Annotated in this window: 14 protein-coding genes; 4 read left to right on the top strand and 10 right to left on the bottom strand. The window is 34.1% G+C overall.

What is annotated here, in order from left to right; translation table 11 throughout:
- Window positions 1-152 precede the first annotated feature (152 nt).
- The 8 genes from H600_RS21950 to H600_RS0107235 form a co-directional block, all read right to left on the bottom strand.
- Window positions 153-1,895, bottom strand: coding sequence for a glycoside hydrolase family 43 protein (locus H600_RS21950; RefSeq protein WP_051234390.1), 1,743 nt, complete (start codon window positions 1,893-1,895; stop codon window positions 153-155).
- Window positions 1,896-1,909: 14 nt separating this feature from the next.
- On the bottom strand, window positions 1,910-2,935 hold the full coding sequence (locus H600_RS0107265; RefSeq protein WP_026728159.1) for a glycoside hydrolase family 43 protein: 1,026 nt from the start codon (window positions 2,933-2,935) through the stop codon (window positions 1,910-1,912).
- A 30-nt stretch (window positions 2,936-2,965) separates the two neighbouring features.
- Window positions 2,966-4,399, bottom strand: a complete 1,434-nt coding sequence (locus H600_RS0107260) for an MFS transporter (RefSeq protein ID WP_026728158.1) — start codon at window positions 4,397-4,399, stop codon at window positions 2,966-2,968.
- Window positions 4,400-4,619: 220 nt separating this feature from the next.
- Window positions 4,620-5,729 carry an endo-1,4-beta-xylanase gene (locus H600_RS0107255; protein WP_026728157.1) on the bottom strand — a complete coding sequence of 370 codons (1,110 nt, stop codon included), beginning with the start codon at window positions 5,727-5,729 and terminating at the stop codon, window positions 4,620-4,622.
- Window positions 5,730-5,775: 46 nt separating this feature from the next.
- Window positions 5,776-8,376, bottom strand: a complete 2,601-nt coding sequence (locus tag H600_RS0107250) for a glycosyl hydrolase 115 family protein (protein WP_051234389.1) — start codon at window positions 8,374-8,376, stop codon at window positions 5,776-5,778.
- A 91-nt stretch (window positions 8,377-8,467) separates the two neighbouring features.
- Window positions 8,468-9,631 (bottom strand): mannonate dehydratase, encoded by a 1,164-nt coding sequence (gene uxuA / locus H600_RS0107245; protein ID WP_157509885.1) that lies wholly within the window; start codon window positions 9,629-9,631, stop codon window positions 8,468-8,470.
- A 166-nt stretch (window positions 9,632-9,797) separates the two neighbouring features.
- Window positions 9,798-10,535 carry an SDR family NAD(P)-dependent oxidoreductase gene (locus H600_RS0107240; RefSeq protein WP_026728154.1) on the bottom strand — a complete coding sequence of 246 codons (738 nt, stop codon included), beginning with the start codon at window positions 10,533-10,535 and terminating at the stop codon, window positions 9,798-9,800.
- Window positions 10,536-10,725: 190 nt separating this feature from the next.
- Window positions 10,726-12,879 carry an alpha-glucuronidase family glycosyl hydrolase gene (locus tag H600_RS0107235; protein WP_026728153.1) on the bottom strand — a complete coding sequence of 718 codons (2,154 nt, stop codon included), beginning with the start codon at window positions 12,877-12,879 and terminating at the stop codon, window positions 10,726-10,728.
- 467 nt (window positions 12,880-13,346) lie between these two features.
- On the opposite strand from H600_RS0107235, the gene H600_RS0107230 reads away from it, so the two are divergent.
- Window positions 13,347-14,951: a L,D-transpeptidase family protein gene (locus tag H600_RS0107230; RefSeq protein ID WP_026728152.1), complete on the top strand. Its 1,605-nt coding sequence runs from the start codon at window positions 13,347-13,349 to the stop codon at window positions 14,949-14,951.
- A 59-nt stretch (window positions 14,952-15,010) separates the two neighbouring features.
- Here the strand turns inward: H600_RS0107230 and H600_RS22510 are convergent, their stop codons facing one another.
- A complete protein-coding gene (locus H600_RS22510) occupies window positions 15,011-15,922 on the bottom strand; it encodes a hypothetical protein (RefSeq protein ID WP_051234388.1) in 912 nt (303 codons plus the stop codon).
- A 479-nt stretch (window positions 15,923-16,401) separates the two neighbouring features.
- Here H600_RS22510 and H600_RS0107215 point away from each other — a divergent pair, with 479 nt between their 5' ends.
- Together H600_RS0107215 and H600_RS0107210 are read left to right on the top strand one after the other, a co-directional pair.
- On the top strand, window positions 16,402-17,070 hold the full coding sequence (locus H600_RS0107215; RefSeq protein ID WP_026728151.1) for a response regulator transcription factor: 669 nt from the start codon (window positions 16,402-16,404) through the stop codon (window positions 17,068-17,070).
- Between the two features lie 261 nt (window positions 17,071-17,331).
- Window positions 17,332-18,684, top strand: a complete 1,353-nt coding sequence (locus H600_RS0107210; RefSeq protein WP_026728150.1) for a GH1 family beta-glucosidase — start codon at window positions 17,332-17,334, stop codon at window positions 18,682-18,684.
- A 77-nt stretch (window positions 18,685-18,761) separates the two neighbouring features.
- On the opposite strand, the gene H600_RS0107205 is transcribed toward H600_RS0107210, so the two are convergent.
- The gene (locus H600_RS0107205; protein ID WP_026728149.1) at window positions 18,762-19,127 is read right to left on the bottom strand and encodes a hypothetical protein; all 366 of its coding nucleotides are present in this window, start codon (window positions 19,125-19,127) and stop codon (window positions 18,762-18,764) included.
- Window positions 19,128-20,183: 1,056 nt separating this feature from the next.
- Here H600_RS0107205 and H600_RS21940 point away from each other — a divergent pair.
- Window positions 20,184-20,399 carry a hypothetical protein gene (locus H600_RS21940; protein ID WP_035108450.1) on the top strand — a complete coding sequence of 72 codons (216 nt, stop codon included), beginning with the start codon at window positions 20,184-20,186 and terminating at the stop codon, window positions 20,397-20,399.
- The last annotated feature ends 4 nt before the right edge of the window (window positions 20,400-20,403 follow it).

Raw genomic sequence — 20,403 nt, 5'->3', positions numbered from 1 at the left:
GTAAATCGAATAACCACAGATTAAAAGCTCCAGCGGAGCGACACAGTTCTCACCAATTATATATCGCCCCGATGGGGCTTCTTCAATCGAACATTCTAAAAATTCTATAAATATTTCGTCTCTACGGGACTTTACGCAAAAAATTTAAAAATCTATCTCTCAAAATGCTTACTCGACGTGTACATCGCCAAATACGTCCCAACAAAACCGCCCGCTTCTTTTGTACTCAAAATTGATCCATCTACATCTTTTATTAATAAAACCCAATCTGAATTCTGAGCCGTTTTAAAATAAAAACTATAATTTCTTCCATTTCCTTCAATCTTTACAAACAATTCTTTATCAGCATCTAAAAGTTCTTTTTTTGAAAGAATCTCAGATTTCCCATTATTGATTTTACTGGCTGTTCTTTCAACAAAAACTTCTAGTTTGTTATCAGCATTCAAGCGCTTCCCAATCAGCAAATAATGTTTTTCATTTTGAAAAGCAGTCAAACCAGCAACAGTCAAATTATTTTCAGGATTAAACTCAAACTTTACCGAAGCTTCAAATTTTAAATGCTGTTGTCTTCTTCCTATAAAAGAAAAATTAGTTTCGGTATGAATCGATTCTTTTCTCGGTTTGACTAATAATTTTCCGTTAATCAGTTCATACCATTTTTCTTTTGGCGTTCTGATAAAACTCCATTTAAAATCCAATACATTCGAATCGAAATTATCTTTTGAAACAAAATTTCCATTTAATGGTTCTGTTTTTTCTTTCGAAAGTGGCAAATTCGGACGTTTATGGATCAACGGAATCGGTTCGTTTCCACCAACAATTTCAGGCCAATCGTTTTTCCATTCCACGGGCATCATAAATGTTTCTCTGCCTAAATTGTATAAATCTGGTCCGTAAGGTCTGCATCCTAAAAATACTGACCACCAATCGCCGTTTGGTAATTCTACAAAATCAGCATGACCGGCTGTAGAAACTTGATTTTTACGATTCGGATCTAAATGTTTCTGCGTCAAAATCGGATTCTGAGCATAACTTTCATAAGGCCCGTAAATATTTTTACTTCTAAAAACAACTTCTGAATGGTTGAAACCTGTTCCCCCTTGAGCGCAGATTAAATAATAAAATCCGTTTCGTTTAACAACATGCGGACCTTCAATCCAAACGGGTTGTATAGACATATCGGTTCCGCCGTTAATAACCAATTTGGGAGCTGTTGTGGTTTTTTGTTTTTCCAAATCGTATTCCAGCATATAAATAGCGCGATGGCCATCATGAACCGAAACATTATTGGGCGGAGGACCGTTATGCGTAATATAAACTTTTCCGTCCTCATCAAAAAAGATGTCAGGATCGATTCCGTTAACCTCAGGAAGCGCAATCGGATTTGACCAAGGTCCAGCAGGATTTTTTGCCGTCACAATAAAATTACCGACACCGCTTACATTGGTACAAATCACATAAAATGTTCCTTTATAATAACGAATCGTCGGCGCATAAATTCCGCCTGACAAACGCGAATTGCCAAAATCTGCTTGTTCTGCACGATTGATAATATTTCCGATTTGTTTCCAATGGACTAAATCGGAACTTTCAAAAATTGGTAATCCAGGAAAATAACAAAAAGAAGAATTGACTAGGTAAAATTTATCTTCAACCCTGCAAATCGTGGGATCAGGATTAAAACCAGCCAAAATTGGATTTAAATAATCAGCGTCCGATTTGGATAAATTTTGATACGCATCGTCATTTCCTCGGTAATCAAACCAATCAAAAACTGCAACATTTGAAAAAGCAACCGGTTGTGGCTTCTGGAAATTTTTTTTACATGCCATTACACTAACCATAGAAAAGGTTAGTACTGTTATTTTTAAACCTGCTGTTTTTAAATCAATCATTGCGCAAAATTATTTTAATCTTCTTTCTCGTAAGGATCAATCGTAACAATCGAACCATCTTCGTTGTATTCGATTTTAGTCACTTTTATAGATCTCAAATGCGTCACTCCTTTTGACAAACTCGAGTCGTGGTAAAACAAATACCATTCATTTTCAATTTCACAAATCGAATGATGTGAAGTCCAACCTACAACAGGATTCAAAATACGTCCTTTATAAACAAACGGCCCATATGGATTATCGCCTATTGCATAACATATAAAATGCGTGTCACCAGTTGAATACGAGAAATAATATTTCCCGTTGTATTTGTGAATCCACGAAGCTTCAAAAAAGCGGCGATCATTGTCTCCTGCTAATAAAGATTTTCCGTTTTCATCCAAAATTTTAATCTCTTTTGGATCTTCAGCAAATTCTTTCATATCATCAGAAAGCAAAGCTACAATTGGCCCTAAAGCTTCTTCATTCGCTAAAGGCTCTTCATTCGATTTATCGTAAATATTGTTTCGGTATTTTTGAAGCTGACCACCCCAGATTCCACCAAAATAAATATAATACTTGCCATCATTGTCTTCAAAAACGGCCGGATCAATACTGTAGCTTCCTTTTATTGCGTTTTCTTCTGGATGAAAAGGTCCGGTTGGCGAATCGCTTGTGGCTACACCAATTTGGAAAATTCCATCTTCGCGCTTTGCTGGAAAATACAAAAAATATTTTCCGTTTTTGCAAGCCGCATCGGGCGCCCACATTTGCCTTACAGCCCAAGGCACCTCATCAACATGCAATGCAACTCCATGATCTACAGCTTCTGCATTAACATTTTCCATTGAAATCACATGGTAATCTTCCATTCCGAAATGATCGCCATTATCATTAAATGGAATCCCTGCATCAACATCATGCGAAGGATAAATATATATTTTGCCGTTAAAAACGTGCGCCGATGGATCGGCAGTATAAATATGATTTACTAAAGGGTTTGAAATTGCGCGTTTATTCAACTCCACAAAGTCTATGTTTTCAATACTATCTTCAGGCATGTTCTCTTTTTTTATAATTTTTAAAATACATTAAACTCTTCTCTCTTTTAAGTCAGATTCAATCTGTACTTCCATTTTCTTATCAATTTTGTAGAAAAACAATAATCCAACACCAATTAGAAAAGGTATAGCAGGAAAAACACTGACTAATAATTTTATTCCATTAATAGCGATATCTGTTTGAGCTTCCGCATTTGGCACATAATTAAAATGTGCTAGTAACGAAGTTGTTAAAGCACCACCGATACTCAAACCCGCTTTTAACCCGACCATCATAGCAGAAAAAATAATTGCGGTTGCACGACGGTTATTCATCCATTCTGAATAATCAGCCACATCGGCAATCATTGCCCAAAGAATCGGGATTGTGATTCCGTAGAAAAATCCGTGCAAGATTTGAGAAATGAAAATCAAACTAACCGATTTAGATGAAAAGAAATAAAAGACCAAAATGAATAAAGTCGATAGGAATAAAAAGGAACCAAATATGTTACGTTTCCCATATTTATCTGCTAATCTTTTCGATAAGGTAATGCCAACGATCATGAAAATAATCCCCCCGGCATTAAACAATCCGAATCCTGCAGCTACAGGATCATTTCCAAATTGGTTCAAACCAATAGTTGACAGTGTATCCAAAATAGGCTGAACAGTAATTGCCAACTGGTCTTTATCTACATAATTTTCAAAATAATAAACATAAGCGCCACCTTTCATCGCCAAAGTAATGAAAACCAAAGTGGTCAAGGCCAACATAATCAACCAAGGCCTGTTTTTCATCAAATCGGAGAGATCTTCCTTGACACTTGATTTTTGTTCAGGTTTTGGAACGATGCGCTCTTTTGTAGTAAAAAAAGTAATCAGCAACATTATAGTTCCGATAATCGCCAAAACAGTCATTACTTTTTCGATGCCAACAGCTTTATCTCCATTTCCTGCACTTTTGATAATAGCCAACATAAAAACTTGAACAAAAAACTGCGCAAACATTACAGCCACAAATCGGTACGACGACAAACTGTTGCGTTCGCCCATATCACCAGTAATTACCCCACTTAAAGCTGAATAAGGCAAATTATTGCTCGCATAAAAAAGAAGCAACAAAGTATAGGTTACCACAGCATAAATTACTTTACCTTGGTAAGAAAAATTAGGAGTCGTAAATGCTAATAATGCAATTACCCCCAATGGAACGGCTGTCCACAAAATCCAAGGCCTGAATTTCCCCCATTTGGTACTTGTTCGATCTGCCAATACACCAATAATTGGGTTAAAAACGAATGCGGCAATCAAACCGACAACCAACATTATAATAGAAGAATGCGCAGGCGATAATCCGTAAATATCGGTGTAAAAATAGGCCAGATACGTCATCAAAGTTTGAAAGACTAAATTAGCGGCCAAATCGCCTAAGCTGTATCCAATTTTTTCTTTTATGGATAGTTTTTGGGAATTAAAATTCATTATTGGTCGTGGTTATTTTGGTTAATTTTATAATCAATTCTTATCCAAAAATTGATTATTTCAGTTAGCTCTTATACTGATTTCAAAAGCTTTTCACTTAAGCAATCGGTTGTGTAAAATTAGCAAAAAAAATATACCATGCAAATTTACTACGCGTTATTGCATTATTTTCACAAAAACAGATGGTTAGCATTCTCAATAAATAGAATTCGCAGTATTTTTATTCTTTTTTCGCTTTAAGTCGCAGAATGCTATTGTACGCTCTTTTGTGTTTTAAATCGGCATCAAATGGCAGCGGATAATTTGTTCTTCCTTTTATTGGCCAATCATTTAACCACGATTGTCCGTCATGAACACCCCAAAAAGTCACTCTGCTGATTTTGTCTTTGTGTTTCAAAAATAATTTAAAGATACCTTCATAACGTTCTGCAAGCTTGTTTTGAATAGAATCTGGCAACGCTTTTGGGTACGGATTCATTTTTTCGTTTCCTTCAAATTTCTGATTGATGTCAGCTCCTTTTAGGTCCCACGGGTTTGGCAACACAGTAATATCCAATTCAGTAAACGCTACTTTAATTCCTAAAGCCGAATACTCCAGAATACTTTGTTCAATTTCTTCTAAAGATGGACTATTTAATCTCCAATGTCCTTGAATTCCAACCCCATCTACTTTTCCGCCTGCCGCTTTTATTTTTTTGATTAATGCAATTGCTCCGGCTCTTTTTGCTGGCTCTTCGATATTATAATCGTTGTAATACAACTCTGCTTTTGGATCTGCTTTTGCAGCTAATTTGAATGCATCAATAAGATATTTTTCTCCAAGTGTTTTCAAAAAAACCGATTGTCGCAAAGTTCCATCCTCATTTAAGGCTTCGTTTACAACATCCCAAGAACCAATTTTTCCTTTGTATTTCGAGACGATTGTATTGATATGATCTGCCATAAAAGCTTTCATTTCTGTACTATCAGCAATTTTCTCCATCCAAGGCGCTAATTGACTGTGCCAAATCAAAGTATGTCCGTGAACAAACATTTTATTCTTTTCGCCATACGCCACAAATTTATCTGCTAAAGCAAAATCATATTTGTCTTTTTGCGGATGAATGTACATCGATTTCATAATGTTCTCAGCCGTAATAGCATTGAATTCTTTACGAATCAACGAATCTTCTTTAGCGCTTTTGACTTCGATTTGGCCGGCGCTTAAAGCCGTTCCGATATAGAAATCATCTTTATAAGCATCTTTTAATGAGACGTTTTTTTTCTGTCCTGTACAACTCACAACTAACAGCGTTGTGACGGCAAACAAGTAAGGTTTAATAAATTTCATATTTTGTGGTTTTAATAGTTAATAGTTTTTTCTGAATGTATAATAATTATTCCTTCCTAAAACTCTCTGGAGGTCCTAAATACGACTCCAAAACTTTTCCTTCTTCCGTTTCGATTACAATTTTCTGAAGCACTACGGCCGAATCAACCGCATAAATTTTTAAAACATGATTTCCTGAATTTTCTATTTGATGCGTTGAAGTAATAATTTTAATATTGTTTGCAACCGATTCTGCCCAAGCTTTTTCCGAAGAATCTGCATTGAGATTCATGATTTGCGGTTTCTTGTTATCAAAAGCAATTCCATATTTTAATCCATCACCCATTTTAAAATTGATTGTTGGCGAAAAATACGCTTTTACCTTTACCTTCCCTTTATTGAAAAAATGAACATCGTATTCTAATCTTGGCGATTGTTCTGAAATTTCAAACGGCTGAATATTCGAAGGTTTTATGGTTATTCCAGAATCTGTTTTACCGAGATTCGGAATTATAGTCCATTTTACAGAACCTGAATTTATGGCTTTAGAATAATTTTTACTTTCTATAGAAATGTAACCTTCACTTTGAACAAAACCTCGAACGTCATCTGAATATTTACCAATCGATTTTTCATTCTCTGGAGAATTCTCAATAGAAATTTTCGTTGGAGTTTTATTTGAAACTTCAACTATTTTCGTTTTCGGAATCACATTTTTATCCGGCTGTTGCCAATTATCATAACCAATATGCGTTTGCAACATCATATGATTCCACTTACCATTTGCTAATTTCGTATGATAATAATTCGTAATCTGGCTGTCTTTTTCAAATAACGCTTTTACTTTTTCAGCATACTCATTTGCAATAACATTCTCCTTTTCTGCATACAAATGATTTTTAGCGGTTGCGACATACAGTTCATTTAAATTCGAACTTGCCAAAACGGGAAACAATACCAGCTGATAAAAAGCGTCTTTATATTCTGGTTGTAATTTTTCGTTTATCGAATTGGCTTTTTCAACTAGTTTCTGATAATCAGCAACAACTCGATCAGCTTCATTGTAATTGATTATGCTGTACGTTTTAGCATCTAATAATTCTGGTTTTCTTCGCGCGTTGTATTTGGTATATAATTTTAAAATCTCGGCTATTTCTTCAGCAAACTGATTTCCGAAATTCTCTTTTGCCCAATTCACATAATAATCCTGCAAATTTCCAGCATTAAACTTTTCAGGATTCCAAGCCATATCCAAAAAGAACTCAATCGGAAATTCCATTGGTTTTATATCTCCTACATTTACAATCCAGATTTTATCAACTCCGTATTGATACGCCAAATCCATTTGCTCCCAAGTTCGCTCAATTTGGTTCGTATTGATCCATTTGTAATTTCGCGGACCGCCAACGTAATCATAATGATAATAAATTCCGTAACCGCCTTTTCTTGGTTTGGCATTCAGTTCTGGCAATTTGCGGATATTTCCCCAGTTATCATCGCACAATAAAAGCGTTACATCGTCTGGAACTCTCATTCCTTTATCGTAATAATCTTGAACTTCTTTGTAGAGCGCCCACATTTGTGGTGTTTCTTCAATTGGTTTCTTCGTTACTTCCTGAATAATATTTCGCTGGGTTTTGACAATATTTTCTAATAAATCAATTGCAGTTCCTTCTGTCATTGGTTCGTCACCGTCGCCACGCATTCCAATTGTGACAAGGGTTTCCTTATTCCCCATTCTTCTAATTCCGTCTTTCCAGAACTTAATCAACGCTTCCGAATTGGCACTAAAATCCCATTTCCCGTTAGCTTTTCCCCATTCAGCATGCGCTCGCGTTAACGGTTCATGATGCGAAGTTCCCATCACGATTCCATATTCATCGGCCAAGACTGCATTCTGCGGATCTTCAACATAAAACATTCTGCCCCACATTGCTGGCCATAAGTAATTGCCTTTCATTCGCAGAATCAATTCAAAAACCGTATCATAAAATTTCGAATTGAATCCGCCGTATTTCTCAAAAGCCCAACCTGTCAAAGCTGGTGCTTCATCATTAATAAAAATACCTCGATATTTTACTTTCGGTTCTCCTTGTGTATGAACTCCAGGTAAAACATGCAATTCGGATTGCTTTTTCACAGGAACATCAGCCCAGAAATACCAAGGTGAAATTCCAATCTGGCTTGACAAATCATATATTCCGTAAATCGTTCCTCGTTTATCTGAACCTGCAATCACCAAAGCTTTTTTGATTCCTTTAAACGGATTTTCGACAATCTGCGTGGTAAATTTTTCCCATTTTCCTTGAAGCTCATTTTTATCAATTTTTCCTTTTTGGGCTAATTGATCTATGATTTCACTTTTCCCTAAAGTTCCGATTATAATAACGAAATCTTCAACTTCTGAAATCTTTTTGATTCTTCTTGGATGTAAATCTGAAACTTTAAAAATGTCATTTTCTAAATGTCCTGCCACTTTTAAAACTCCTGCATAATCTTTATTACTCACCAAAATCGAAGCCGTTTTTCCTTTTGAAACCAAAGGAAAACTTTCTGCAGAAGCTTGATTAACTATATATTTATCTGAATTTATGGCATATGATTCTGTGCTTAATCCAATTAGGAAAAGCGATAAAATGATACAACAAGTTTTAATTTTTGAACACATAAAGTCACAAACTTTTTTATTTAATCTCGCAATCCCGATAGCTATCGGGATTGCGAGAAATTCTCAGTGTATTAGATTTAGAAAACTTTAATTATAAATTCAATTTATAAGCAATTCCCATTTCCAAACCTCTTAACTCCGCAAGACCTTTCAATCTTCCTGTCAATGAATAACCAGGATATGTTTCTGTTTTTTCATCAACTGCATGCAAATATCCATGATCGGGACGCATTGGGAGACTTACTTTTGTTTTATTCATTATCAACAACAATTTTTCTACAATTGCACCCATATTTGCATCACCATTCAAATGTTCTGACTCCCTGAAAATGGTTTCGCTTTCGCGGATGGTATTTCGAAGATGCAAAAAATGAATTCGGTTTTCGTGATCGTCAATTATTTTTTCCAAATTATTCTTTGGATCGGCACTTAGCGAGCCTGTACAATAACATAATCCGTTTGCTGTTGAAGGAACGGCGGTGAAAATCGCTTTCAAATCAGCTTCTGTTGAAACAATTCTTGGAAGACCCAAAACCGAAAACGGTGGATCGTCTGGATGGATCGCTAATTTTTGTCCGTTTTGCTCTGCAATTGGCGTTACTTCTGACAAAAAGTAAATCAGATTTTCTCTTAATTTTTCATTATTGATAGCAGCATAATTATCCAAAAGCGACAAAATCTGCTCTGCGGTAAAATTGATTTTGCTTCCTGGCAATCCCAATAAAACATTTTTAAACAACAAGGCTTTTTCATCTTCAGTCAATTGATTTCCAAACTGCAAGGCTTTTTCTTTTTCAGCATCGGAATAATCATTTTCTGAATTTGGTCTTTTTAAAAGAAAAACATCAAAATAAGTAAATGCATCTTGATTGTATAACAAAGCTTTGCTTCCATCTTCGTTTATGAAATTGTGATTCGTTCTTACCCAATCCAGAATTGGCATAAAATTATAGGTAATGATTTTTATGCCGCAATCTGCCAGATTCTTTAAACTTATTTTATAATTTTCAATGTATTGCAGATAATTTCCAGATGCACGTTTGATTTCTTCATGAACCGGAAGACTTTCTACAACTGTCCATTCTAAACCTGCATTTTTTACTATTTGTTGTCTTTCTTTAATCTCGTCGATTGTCCAAATTTCACCAACGGGAATATGATGTAAAGCCGTAACAATTCCAGTCGCTCCAGCTTGTTTGATATCAATTAATTTTACGTTGTCTTGAGGTCCAAACCAACGCATGGTTTGTTGCATTTTTATCATACTTCTTTTTTTATGCCGCTAAGGCGCAAAGGCGCAAAGTTTTTTATCTATTCTTTGTTTTTTAATCTCGCAAAGTCGCAGAGTCGCAAAGTTGTTTTTTAAGCTTTTTAAATAAACTTTGCGCCTTTGCGTCTTTGCGAGAAATTTTCAACGCTTATTAAAACCCAATGCTATTTCCGCCATCAACAGGCAAAATAGTTCCAGTTGTATATTTTGATTCGTTTAAAGCGAAATAATAAACGGCATCTGCAATGTCTGAAGGTTCGCCTAAAAAGCCCATTGGCGTTCTTCCTAATACTTTATTTTTTCTTTCTGGGTCACTGTCTAGAGCTTTGGCCGACATTTTTGTTTTGATAAATCCAGGAGCGACACAGTTTACACGAATTCCGAATGGCGCCAATTCTACCGCCATGGCACGCGTCATCGATTCGATTGCACCTTTACTTGCGGAATACGCGATTACTTTCGGAATCCCGTATTGTGAAGCCATAGAACTGATGTTTACAATGCTTCCCGCTCCGTTTTCTTTCATGTTTTTTACAACCGCTTTGCTCACAGCAAAAACACTCAAAAGATTAGTGTGAATTATAGAAAAGAAATCTTCATCCGTTACATCTAAAAATTCTTTTTTCAGATTGATTCCGGCGTTGTTTACCAAAATATCAATCGGATTATTTTTAGCAATGCTTTCAATCATAGCGGGAATTCCAGCCAAATCGTTTAAATCAAAAATAACTGGAACCGCATTTTCTCCAATTTCTTTGCAAGCTTCTTCTGTTTTATCTTTTGATCTTCCAATTATATGCGTTGTGATTCCGTTGTCACAAAGTTTTTTTGCCGTTGCAAAACCTAATCCCGAATTTCCTCCGGTTACAATTGCTGATTTTATGCTCATAATTTTAAAAATATTTTTACTGCTATTTTTTTAAACACATAGAAACATAGTCTCTCTTTGTCTAAAGAGGCGTTTCACTTGCATTAATGCATCCCGATAGCTATCGGGACTATGTGTGAGAAACTAGTTTCTTTCTTTAATTTTTTTTAGTCAAATATAAATCTATGTTTCTATGTGTTAATTTTATTATTTATCCATTTCCCGGTGCAAAAGGAAATTTTAATGATTTAAAATACTCTAATGTTTGTGTCGGTTTTTCTACTCCTTTTGGAAGTTCTTTTCCTGAAAATTGCTGAAAATACAACAAACACGCATCACGCCACCATTTGGCTTCTTTGTACTGAATTTCCAATAACATTTCGACTTCGTTAAAACGTTCACTGTCGATATATTTTTCGGTTTTCTTCCAAACATTTTGCATTTCTGCAACCTGATTTACACCTTCCTGATATTTCAATGCCAAACCATTCCAAAGCGTCTGACCGTTTTTCAGTTTATAATCCCATGAAACATGATGAAACCATAAAAGATCTTTCTCTGGACAAGTTTCTACATTATCAAAAAGTTTTTCAACCTCAGCTGAATATTGAGCTGTAGCATTAGTTCCCTTTTTTGATCGATCAAAACCAATCCCGTTTTTATCTGCTTTGTGATAATACGTCGGATTCCATTCTGGTCTTGACAAATTAGAAACCCACGGCCCTGGTCCGTAATGATGCCCCGTATCCATAATATGATGCAATCCAAGTGGCGTCATATAATTCACAACTGCTTCACGGGAATCTATCATCATTTTTTTAACTGGTTTAATGACGTTTTCATGATTTGAAAAAGTACACCTCAACCATTCATCAGCAATAGTTTCGGAATCTAAATAAGGGTTCCACGCCAATCTTCCGAAACCGTACCAATTCGCCTGCGCAAAAGGATGTCCAGTCCAGTTTAAGTCATTTCCAATATTAGCTACTCCAGCAATTCCTGTTAGTTTATTTTGATATAAAGTGCCATCAACCACTTTTGCAACGGTTGAACCTTTTCCTTTTTGATAGGTATCAGATTCTAAAACTTCTTGAAATAATTTTGGAAGAAAAACCAAATGCGTGCTGAAACCTAAATATTCCTGCGTGATTTGAAATTCCATCATTAAAGGTGTTTTCGGCATTGCTCCAAATAAAGGATGAAAAGGTTCTCTCGGCTGAAAATCGATTGCTCCGTTTTTTACCTGAACAATTACATTTTCTTTGAATTTTCCATCATAAGGCTGAAATTCAGCATAAGCTTGTTTAGCGCGGTCGTTGGCATCATGTTCTGAATATACAAACGCTCGCCACATAATTACACCGCCAAAAGGCGCAACAGCATCAGCAAGCATATTGGCTCCGTCCACATGATCTCGTCCGTAATTTTGTGGGCCAGGTTGACCTTCAGAATTGGCTTTTACCAAAAATCCACCGAAATCTGGAATTCGTTTGTAGATTTCTGCAGCTTTATTTTTCCACCAATTGATCACTTGGGCATCTTTTGGATCAGCGGTATTTAAATTTCCAATTTCCATTGGTGCCGAAAATCTTGCCGTTAAATAAACCTTTATTCCATAAGGTCTAAAAACATTTGCCAAAGCTTCGACTTTTTCCAAATATTGTGGCGTCAGAATCAAAGCATTGGCATTTACATTAGTCAAAACCGTTCCGTTTATTCCAATTGAGGCATTTGCTCTAGCGTAATCAATATAACGCTGGTCTATAAAATCAGGAAGTTTTTGCCAGTTCCAAAGCGAAAATCCGGCATAACCTCTTTCGACAGTTCGATCTAAATTATCCCAATGATTCAGAATTCTGATATTTGTTTTCGGAGAATCAGCAATATTTAAATTTTTAACCGATTTATTTGTTTGCAATATTCTTAGAAAATTAAAAACTCCGTATAAAACGGCAACATCATTTTTCCCTGAAATTATGATTTGTTTTTTGTTTTTAAAGGAAATCGATTTGATGATAAAACCTTCTTCATTTATTTTACCAAAATCAGATTGTAGTTCTTTTTTGATTTCAGCATTTAAATTGGATTGCGAACCAATGATTAGAGTATTTTCTTCTTTTATATCTGATTTGATTTCGGAAGCAATTCCCAGCATATCTTGAAAACCTGCTTTAAGTTCTTTCTCAGCAATTTTAATGGTTTCTGAATTTCCTAAAACAGTAATTCCTTTAAGATTGTTTCTATATTCTGAAACCAATACAGCGTTGTTTACCTCATTATATTGAAGCCACAATTTATAATCCTTTTGTGCCGAAGCCGAAAAGGAAATCAGAAAAAACAACAAAACAAATCTTAATGCGGTCATTTGGTTTTAATTTATTCTTTAAAAAATCAATTCTGAAAGAATCAATGTTTTTTGTCAGTATAAATATATTTGATAAAATTTTAATCCAAAAAATACATTATCCTAAATAAAACAACAATTGCAATCGGTTGCGTAAAAATATAGGATTACTAGTGAAGAAAAAAATTTTGACTCCACTTTTTTCAAAAAATAATTTTATTTAACAAATAAAGGCAGGATAATTTAAAAAACTATCCTGCACTTTCTTTGTCCAAAAAACATCTCGAATCACACTATTAAGACATTAGATTTTTGCCTTTAAAAAAGGTGAATTTTTTAATCAATTATTAAAATATAAAGTCAAAAAATATTAAGATATTTTTTATAAATTTGAATACAAATACGATTTCCCCAAATCATTTTTTTACACGACTTACAATTTTGTTTCCAATGTTTATTTAATGGATTGATAACGTAAATTAAAAAAAATGAAAAACTTTACTTTTGTCGTAATTCTTTTATTTGGGTACTTCTCTACCTCCTTTGCTTACTCAAAAAATGAATTTGATTTTTCATCAAAAAATCATTTTATTGCTCCTGCTCCAACAATCACAACAGCTTCAATAACCGCTTTTTTTAAAAAATACAGCGACTTAAAGGACTATCAAAACGATGTTGCTACGTTGTACAAAGACAGATCATATAAGCCAATTTGGTATGAGAACAACGATATAAATGAGTTTGGATATCTTTTGTATCATAAATTAAATTCAACTTACGAAGAAGGTGTTCAAATTAAAATTCCTTACAAAAGCAAACTTGACGAAGTTTTTGACGAGGATTCAACGTCAAAATCAAAACTTTCAGAGTCTGATACCGAACTTTTATTGAGTTCCATGTACATTTTGTATGCTAAACATGTTTATCAGGGAATTGATGCTGCGGCACAAAATAAGATCGAATGGTATTTGCCAAAGAAAAAGGTTTCATATGAAACGTTATTGGATTCAATTGTGAGCAATCCAAATTTATTGGAGCAAAACAATCATTTACTTTTTAGCCAATATTACAAACTTCAAGAGGTTTTAAAAAAATATCGAGAAATAGAAAAAAGCGGTCAATGGACTCCAATTTACATGGATAATCCGTATAAAGATTTGCGTCCCGATGCTACTTCGCAAACCATTGCTGATGTAAGACATCGTTTGTTTGTAATTGGCGACTTGGCAACAGATTCAAAGAGCAATTTTTATGATCAAGAATTGATGGATGGTGTAATGAAATACAAACTCCGACATGCATTGACGCCAAATTATATCCTTTCAAAAGAACATATTGACCAAATGAACGAACCTATAAGCGACCGTATTAAAACGATAATGCTTAATATGGAACGTTGCAGATGGATTCCGCCTTCATTAGAAGATCAAGACCAATATGTGATGGTTAATATTCCTTCGTTTATGCTCTATTTTGTGCGAAATAAAAATTTTGACATTGTTTCAAAAGTCTTCATTGGTACGCCATTAACCAAAACTGTGATTTTTAGTGGTCAAATTGATCGAATTGTTTTTAGTCCGTATTGGAATGTTCCTTCGAGCATTATCCAAAACGAATTAAAATTAAAAATGGCCGAAGACAAAAACTATCTTGCCGATCATAATATGGAATGGAATGGCGGAAAAGTGAGACAGAAACCGGGACCAGATAATGCTCTGGGACTTGTGAAATTTATGTTCCCAAATCCGAATGACATTTATATGCACGATTCTCCTTCAAAAAGTTTATTTGGATTTGAAAAACGTATTTTCAGCCATGGTTGCATCAATGTTGAAAAAGCAAAAGATTTGGCTATTTCAATGTTAAAAGATTATCCAGATTGGACACTTGACAAAATAAATGAAGCGATGAGCGGAAAAAAAGAAACGCCTTTTATGCTGCCTAAAAAAGTACCGATATATATTGGCTATTTTACAGCTTGGGTAACTCGAGACGGAAATATGAATTTTTATCCAGATGTTTATGAGAGAGATACTCGTTTAAACGGAATGTTATTCCCAAATGATATTGCTTATAAGTCTGATCAGGAATAGAATAAAATAAAATAAAATAAGCAAACCTCCCAAAGAAAGGTCTAATTTTGGGAGGTTTTTTATTTTTCAGCACTCGTTCTATGTGCATACTTTTTCAAAATATAGGATGTCACAGGTTTAAGCGCATCGTTACTTTCAGGATGCCTGCCGTGACCATTAAAGAAATCAATACCATCGGCCGTTTTACCATACCAAATGGTTGCTGTTCCATTTTTATCAAAACATATTGTGTTATCAGAAATGTCTATTTTTTTTAGATTCACCAAACTCTCATCCAGTAATTCTACAGGATTTGAATTAAATCCATTTGTTTTTAAGGTACAGGTCACAATTTCATAGTGATCTCCCGACCATTGCATACATTGCTTGTTAGGAAGCGCTAAGTAAATGACCACTCCAATCAAGCACACAACTGCCGTTATCGCCACATTTCTCAATAGGGCAAATTTTTTCTCAATTGATTTTTTCTCAACTAACCAATTAATCGCACTTTTATATGTTGGCATTCCGGTCGTTTTAGAAACTTCCAAAATTTGCTCATTTTCCATTTCAGAAAGATCCTCTTTGCATCCGTAAACTTCAAGATCTTCGCAAACTGCTTTCGCCTTAAATTTTCTGAAAGGCCTTGGCTCAAAATCAATCAAGATTGCCGCCATATCTACAGTATCAATTTTTTGAGGTTCTTTCTCTCCCCTTAAAAAGGCACCTACTTTTTTGTATTTATCTGTGTAACATGTAGAGGTATCTTCTGCATTTTTATCAAATGGAACACCTTTAAAATCCCAATACACTTTTAAGTCATCTGGAGTTGGATTTACGCTTAATATTTTCCAGCATAAATCTCGCAAATGAGCTTGAGACGGTGTTTCTAGATAATTAGAATAGTCCCCAACTTCTTTTTCAATTTGATATTTTCTTCTTATAGCTTCTTTATAAGCTTTCTCATAATTGCATCGTGTAATGTTGTCCATATACATTCAGGATTTTTAGGATTTTTAGGATTACTACTTGGATTTTTAGGAAAGCGGAGCAAACTAAATTGCCGATTTCCAAATTACAAAAAACGATTCAGAACACTTGTGAACAGCAATGCGTATGCCAAATTTTAAAATCCGAAAAAAAATCCGAAAAAATATTTATTGCGAGCTTTCTCACTTTTAAGTATTAAATTTCGTGCTATCAAAAAAATCTCCATTCAGTCAACATCACAAAAATTGATGGCAACAATGACCACTTATAGCAGACAATTTATTGTTTTTTCGACTGTATAAATAAAATAGTAATAACCTAAAATGACTACGGAAATGTTTCTGAAAAAAAATAAATTATTAAAATGTTTTCCTAAATTATGGAAAACCGTATTTTGCCTACAAAAGGAACTATTATTTTTGACACTGAATCTGTAAAAGGTTGTAAAACAAAAAATATCCATGCCTAAATAATTCTCAATATGTTTAAAAAAGTAATAATCGCTGAAGATCTTGATAGCATCAATTTTGGAATAGAGAAAGTCCTAAGTGACTTAGGAATCGAAAATTATCATTACGCTAAGTATTGTGATGATGCGTTTTTAAAAATTCGCAAAGCTGCTCAGGACAATGAGCCTTATGATTTGCTTATAAGCGATTTATCTTTTAAGGCAGATCATCGCGAGATAAACCTTGCCAGTGGCGACGAACTAGTCCAAAAAACGCGTGAATTTCAGCCAGACATTAAAATTATCACCTATTCAGTAGAGGATAAGAAGTACCGCATAAAATCACTTTTTGAAAATGCCGCGATAAATGCTTTTGTTTTAAAAGGCAGAAACAGTATCGAAGAGCTTAAAAAAGCAATCAATATTATTTCGGCTTCTGATGAAAAATTCGTTTCTCCCGAAATAGCTTCTTTGCTTCAAGAAAAAAACAATTTTGAAATTGACGACATCGATATTACCATTTTAAAATATTTAGCCGAAGGCGAATCGCAGGATGACATAATCGAAATTTTCAAAAGTGCTTCTATAAAACCAAACAGCAAAAGTGCCATTGAAAAAAGATTATCAAAACTGAAAGATTTTTTTAAGGCAAACAATACGGTTCAGCTAGTGTTTATGGCTAAGGATATGGGGATTATTTAGTTGATTTAAACAATATCATTCAAAAGCTCTTTTCCGAAACTTTTTATCGGTTTTTTTTATCATTTTCATCGTATTTAATTATTTGATAATAATGACTTTACAATTTATTCACATTAGTTTTTTTAATTTGAATAAAACAAAAAGTTATGAAATTCTTTAATCTAAATTTTCTAGTTTCATTCAAAGAATGGCTTTTTTTAAGAGCCATGCAATCTTCCTTCCTTCACTAAAAAAAATTTTAAAATCAAGGAACATAGTTGAATGAATAAAGTTGAAAACTCATTTCTAAACAAAACTCAATTTGGTGAAGATTTCTTATGGGGTGTTTCTACCGCCGCATTCCAAATTGAAGGCGCTCATGATGCCGATGGAAAAGGTTCTTCTATCTGGGATGTTTTTACGTCGCAGAAAGGAAAAATCAAAAATGGTCATCATGCCGCAACTGCTTGCGATTTCTACAATTCTTACCAATATGATATTGAATTAATTCGCGAGCTAAATATTCCTAATTTTCGATTTTCAATTTCTTGGACTCGAATTATGCCCACAGGAATTCATCCTGTAAACCAAGCGGGAATTGATTATTACAATAAAATCATAGATTTATTACTGGCACAAGGGATCGAACCTTGGGTAACGCTTTATCATTGGGATTTGCCACATGCACTTGAAGAAAAAGGCGGTTGGACCAATCGCGAATCAGTAGCTTGGTTTTCAGATTATGTTGAGACCTGTGCAAAACATTTTGGAGATCGTGTCAAGAATTGGATGGTCATCAACGAACCTTCTGTTTTTACCGGAGCTGGCTATTTTTTAGGCATTCACGCTCCCGGAAAAAAAGGCATAACCAATTATATAAAAGCCATGCATCATGTGACTTTAGCAACAGTTGCTGGCGCAAAAAAACTTCGAAGCAATATTCCTAATGCTAATATTGGAACTACTTTTTCCTGCACGCATATCGAACCATTTTCTCAAAATCAAAAAGATGTTGACGCTGCAAAACGTGTCGATACTTTGCTTAACAGAACCTTTATTGAACCACTTTTAGGGCTTGGATATCCTCAAGACGATCTGCCAGTTTTAAAAAAGCTAATTAATTATATGCTTGAAGACGACCGAAACAATCTTGCATTTGATTTTGATTTTATTGGTCTTCAATGTTATACCAGAGAAGTTGTAAAAGCATCTTTATTGACTCCGTATATTGGTGCCGAATTAATTAGTGCCGAAAAAAGAAATGTAATTTCAACCGTAATGGGCTGGGAAGTCTATCCTCCCGCTTTGTATCATATTTTAAAAAGATTCAACAGCTACGAAGGCATCAAAAAAATCATAATTACTGAAAATGGCGCCGCATTTCCTGACACCGTTACAAATGGAAAAGTACATGACATAAAACGTACACATTTCATTCAAGATCATTTGGAACAAATTCTTAAAGCCAAAGAAGAAGGCTTAAATGTTGATGGCTATTTTGTTTGGACTTTAACTGATAATTTTGAATGGGCAGAAGGATATAACGCCCGATTCGGGTTAATTCATATTGATTTTGAAACGCAAAAAAGAACCATAAAAAATTCTGGATTATGGTTTAAAGATTTTTTATCTTAAAGCTTCCTCTAAAATAATAAAAGCCTTTCTGATTTAAGAAAGGCTTTTGCTTTTGTATCTCATTACGATCTTCTCTATTACTGAAATCTAAATTTATAATTCTGCTTAAGAATTCCAATATAAATCTTCTTATTGTCTTTTAAGTGAGCGGTTACCTTGATAAATTTTTCATCGGGATACTTTACCTCATACGTAAAGACTGTATCTTTTGTTTTAAACTCAAGCAGATGTTTTCCTTCATCTGATATCGAAAATTCTTCAGTTTCATAAGTCGGCATTTCGTTTGTTGCTTTTAACTTGATATCCTTAATTTTCTTTTTGTCCAGAAACACTTCCAATTTTAAGCTATCCAGTTTCATATTTGTTGGCTGTTCAAACGATACTACATACTTTTTACAGCCAAAAGTGCATAAAACAAGTAATAGTATTAAAAGCTTTTTCATAATTGCTATTTTTAAATTGATTGATGGCGAAATGAGTTCATTTTTACTCTTTTATAAATATAAATAATTTTATTTCAATCCTGCTTAAAAATAAGTTCTACTGTCATAATTTATTTAGCAAAAAGGTTAAAAAACATGGGAAAAAGTTTCAAAAAAAAGGTAAAAAAAGTCGTTATTTTACTGATTTTATTAGGTTTAACGGGATTTTTTTCTTATCTTTATAGTGTAAATAACAGTAAATATATGCCGAAAAACAAACTTTTTAAATGCCACGATTACACTTCAAAAAATCATTCTTTTTCCAACATTTTGCATTTTACTTATCAAAATGTTTTTCACCTTCATTTAGAAATCATTCTTCCTAATCTTTTTTCTGCGCAAAGTTTAAGCACGCAGAAAATGCGATCATTTCAATTGCAATCATAATTACTTTTCTAGGAGATATCTTCTATACTTTTTTTTAGAAAATATGTCTTTTAAATGCAACAAAGATTTCCTTTTCAGGAACCTCTTTAGAATTTTCATGTTTATTATCCACCTAAATATTTTTTATATGCCATTATTTTCAACTTTTGCAATTAAGTGCTTATTTCTATTTCCAACTTTTGCTTCAAAGCTAAATTTCTTTGCTTTTTAATCTTTCAAATCCAACTTTTGCCAGACTTTTTGCATCTATAATTATAGTCCTTTCTATAAACTTAAATAACTTTTAATAGCGCAAACTAGTTCTGCAAATTTATTTTGTTGGGAATTTTCAGGAATCTTAAGGAAAGGCAGGAATTCCGGGAATTCCTTGTCAGTCAAGGCGTAGAAACGTCTTTACTTTGCATCAAGAAATTAGTTCATGTTTTGTCTGCAGACTTAAACTAAAAAACAAAACTAATTTTAATTAACTGCGTGAAAAACCGTAAGACCGAGTTTGTTCGGGAAGTACAAACAACCTCTTACAGTTCGACGCGCTTTACTTCCCAAAAAAAACAATTGGTATTGCCAATCATGAATTCTGGATAAAATCCGGACAGCAATACTCATGTCTAATTTCTAAATTAAATCAAAATGAAAAAACTATTATTTTTTAGCGCTATTGCGTTATTATTCAGCATATTTTCTTGTACTCCGGATGAAATTGAAACGAAGCCAAAACAAGAAACAAAAAAAACAGTTAATCTAGCAAAGGATACATTTGCTGATGATGGGTCTGGTACCGGTAGTCCAAATGTTGGAGGCCCTGATGATAAAGTACCGCCGCCGCCGCCGCCAACTGATGAATAAAATA

It is taken from the genome of Flavobacterium denitrificans DSM 15936, from assembly GCF_000425445.1.
Classification (GTDB): domain Bacteria; phylum Bacteroidota; class Bacteroidia; order Flavobacteriales; family Flavobacteriaceae; genus Flavobacterium; species Flavobacterium denitrificans.
Note: the sequence above shows the minus strand (reverse complement) of the source record. Positions and strands in the feature narration are given on the sequence as shown.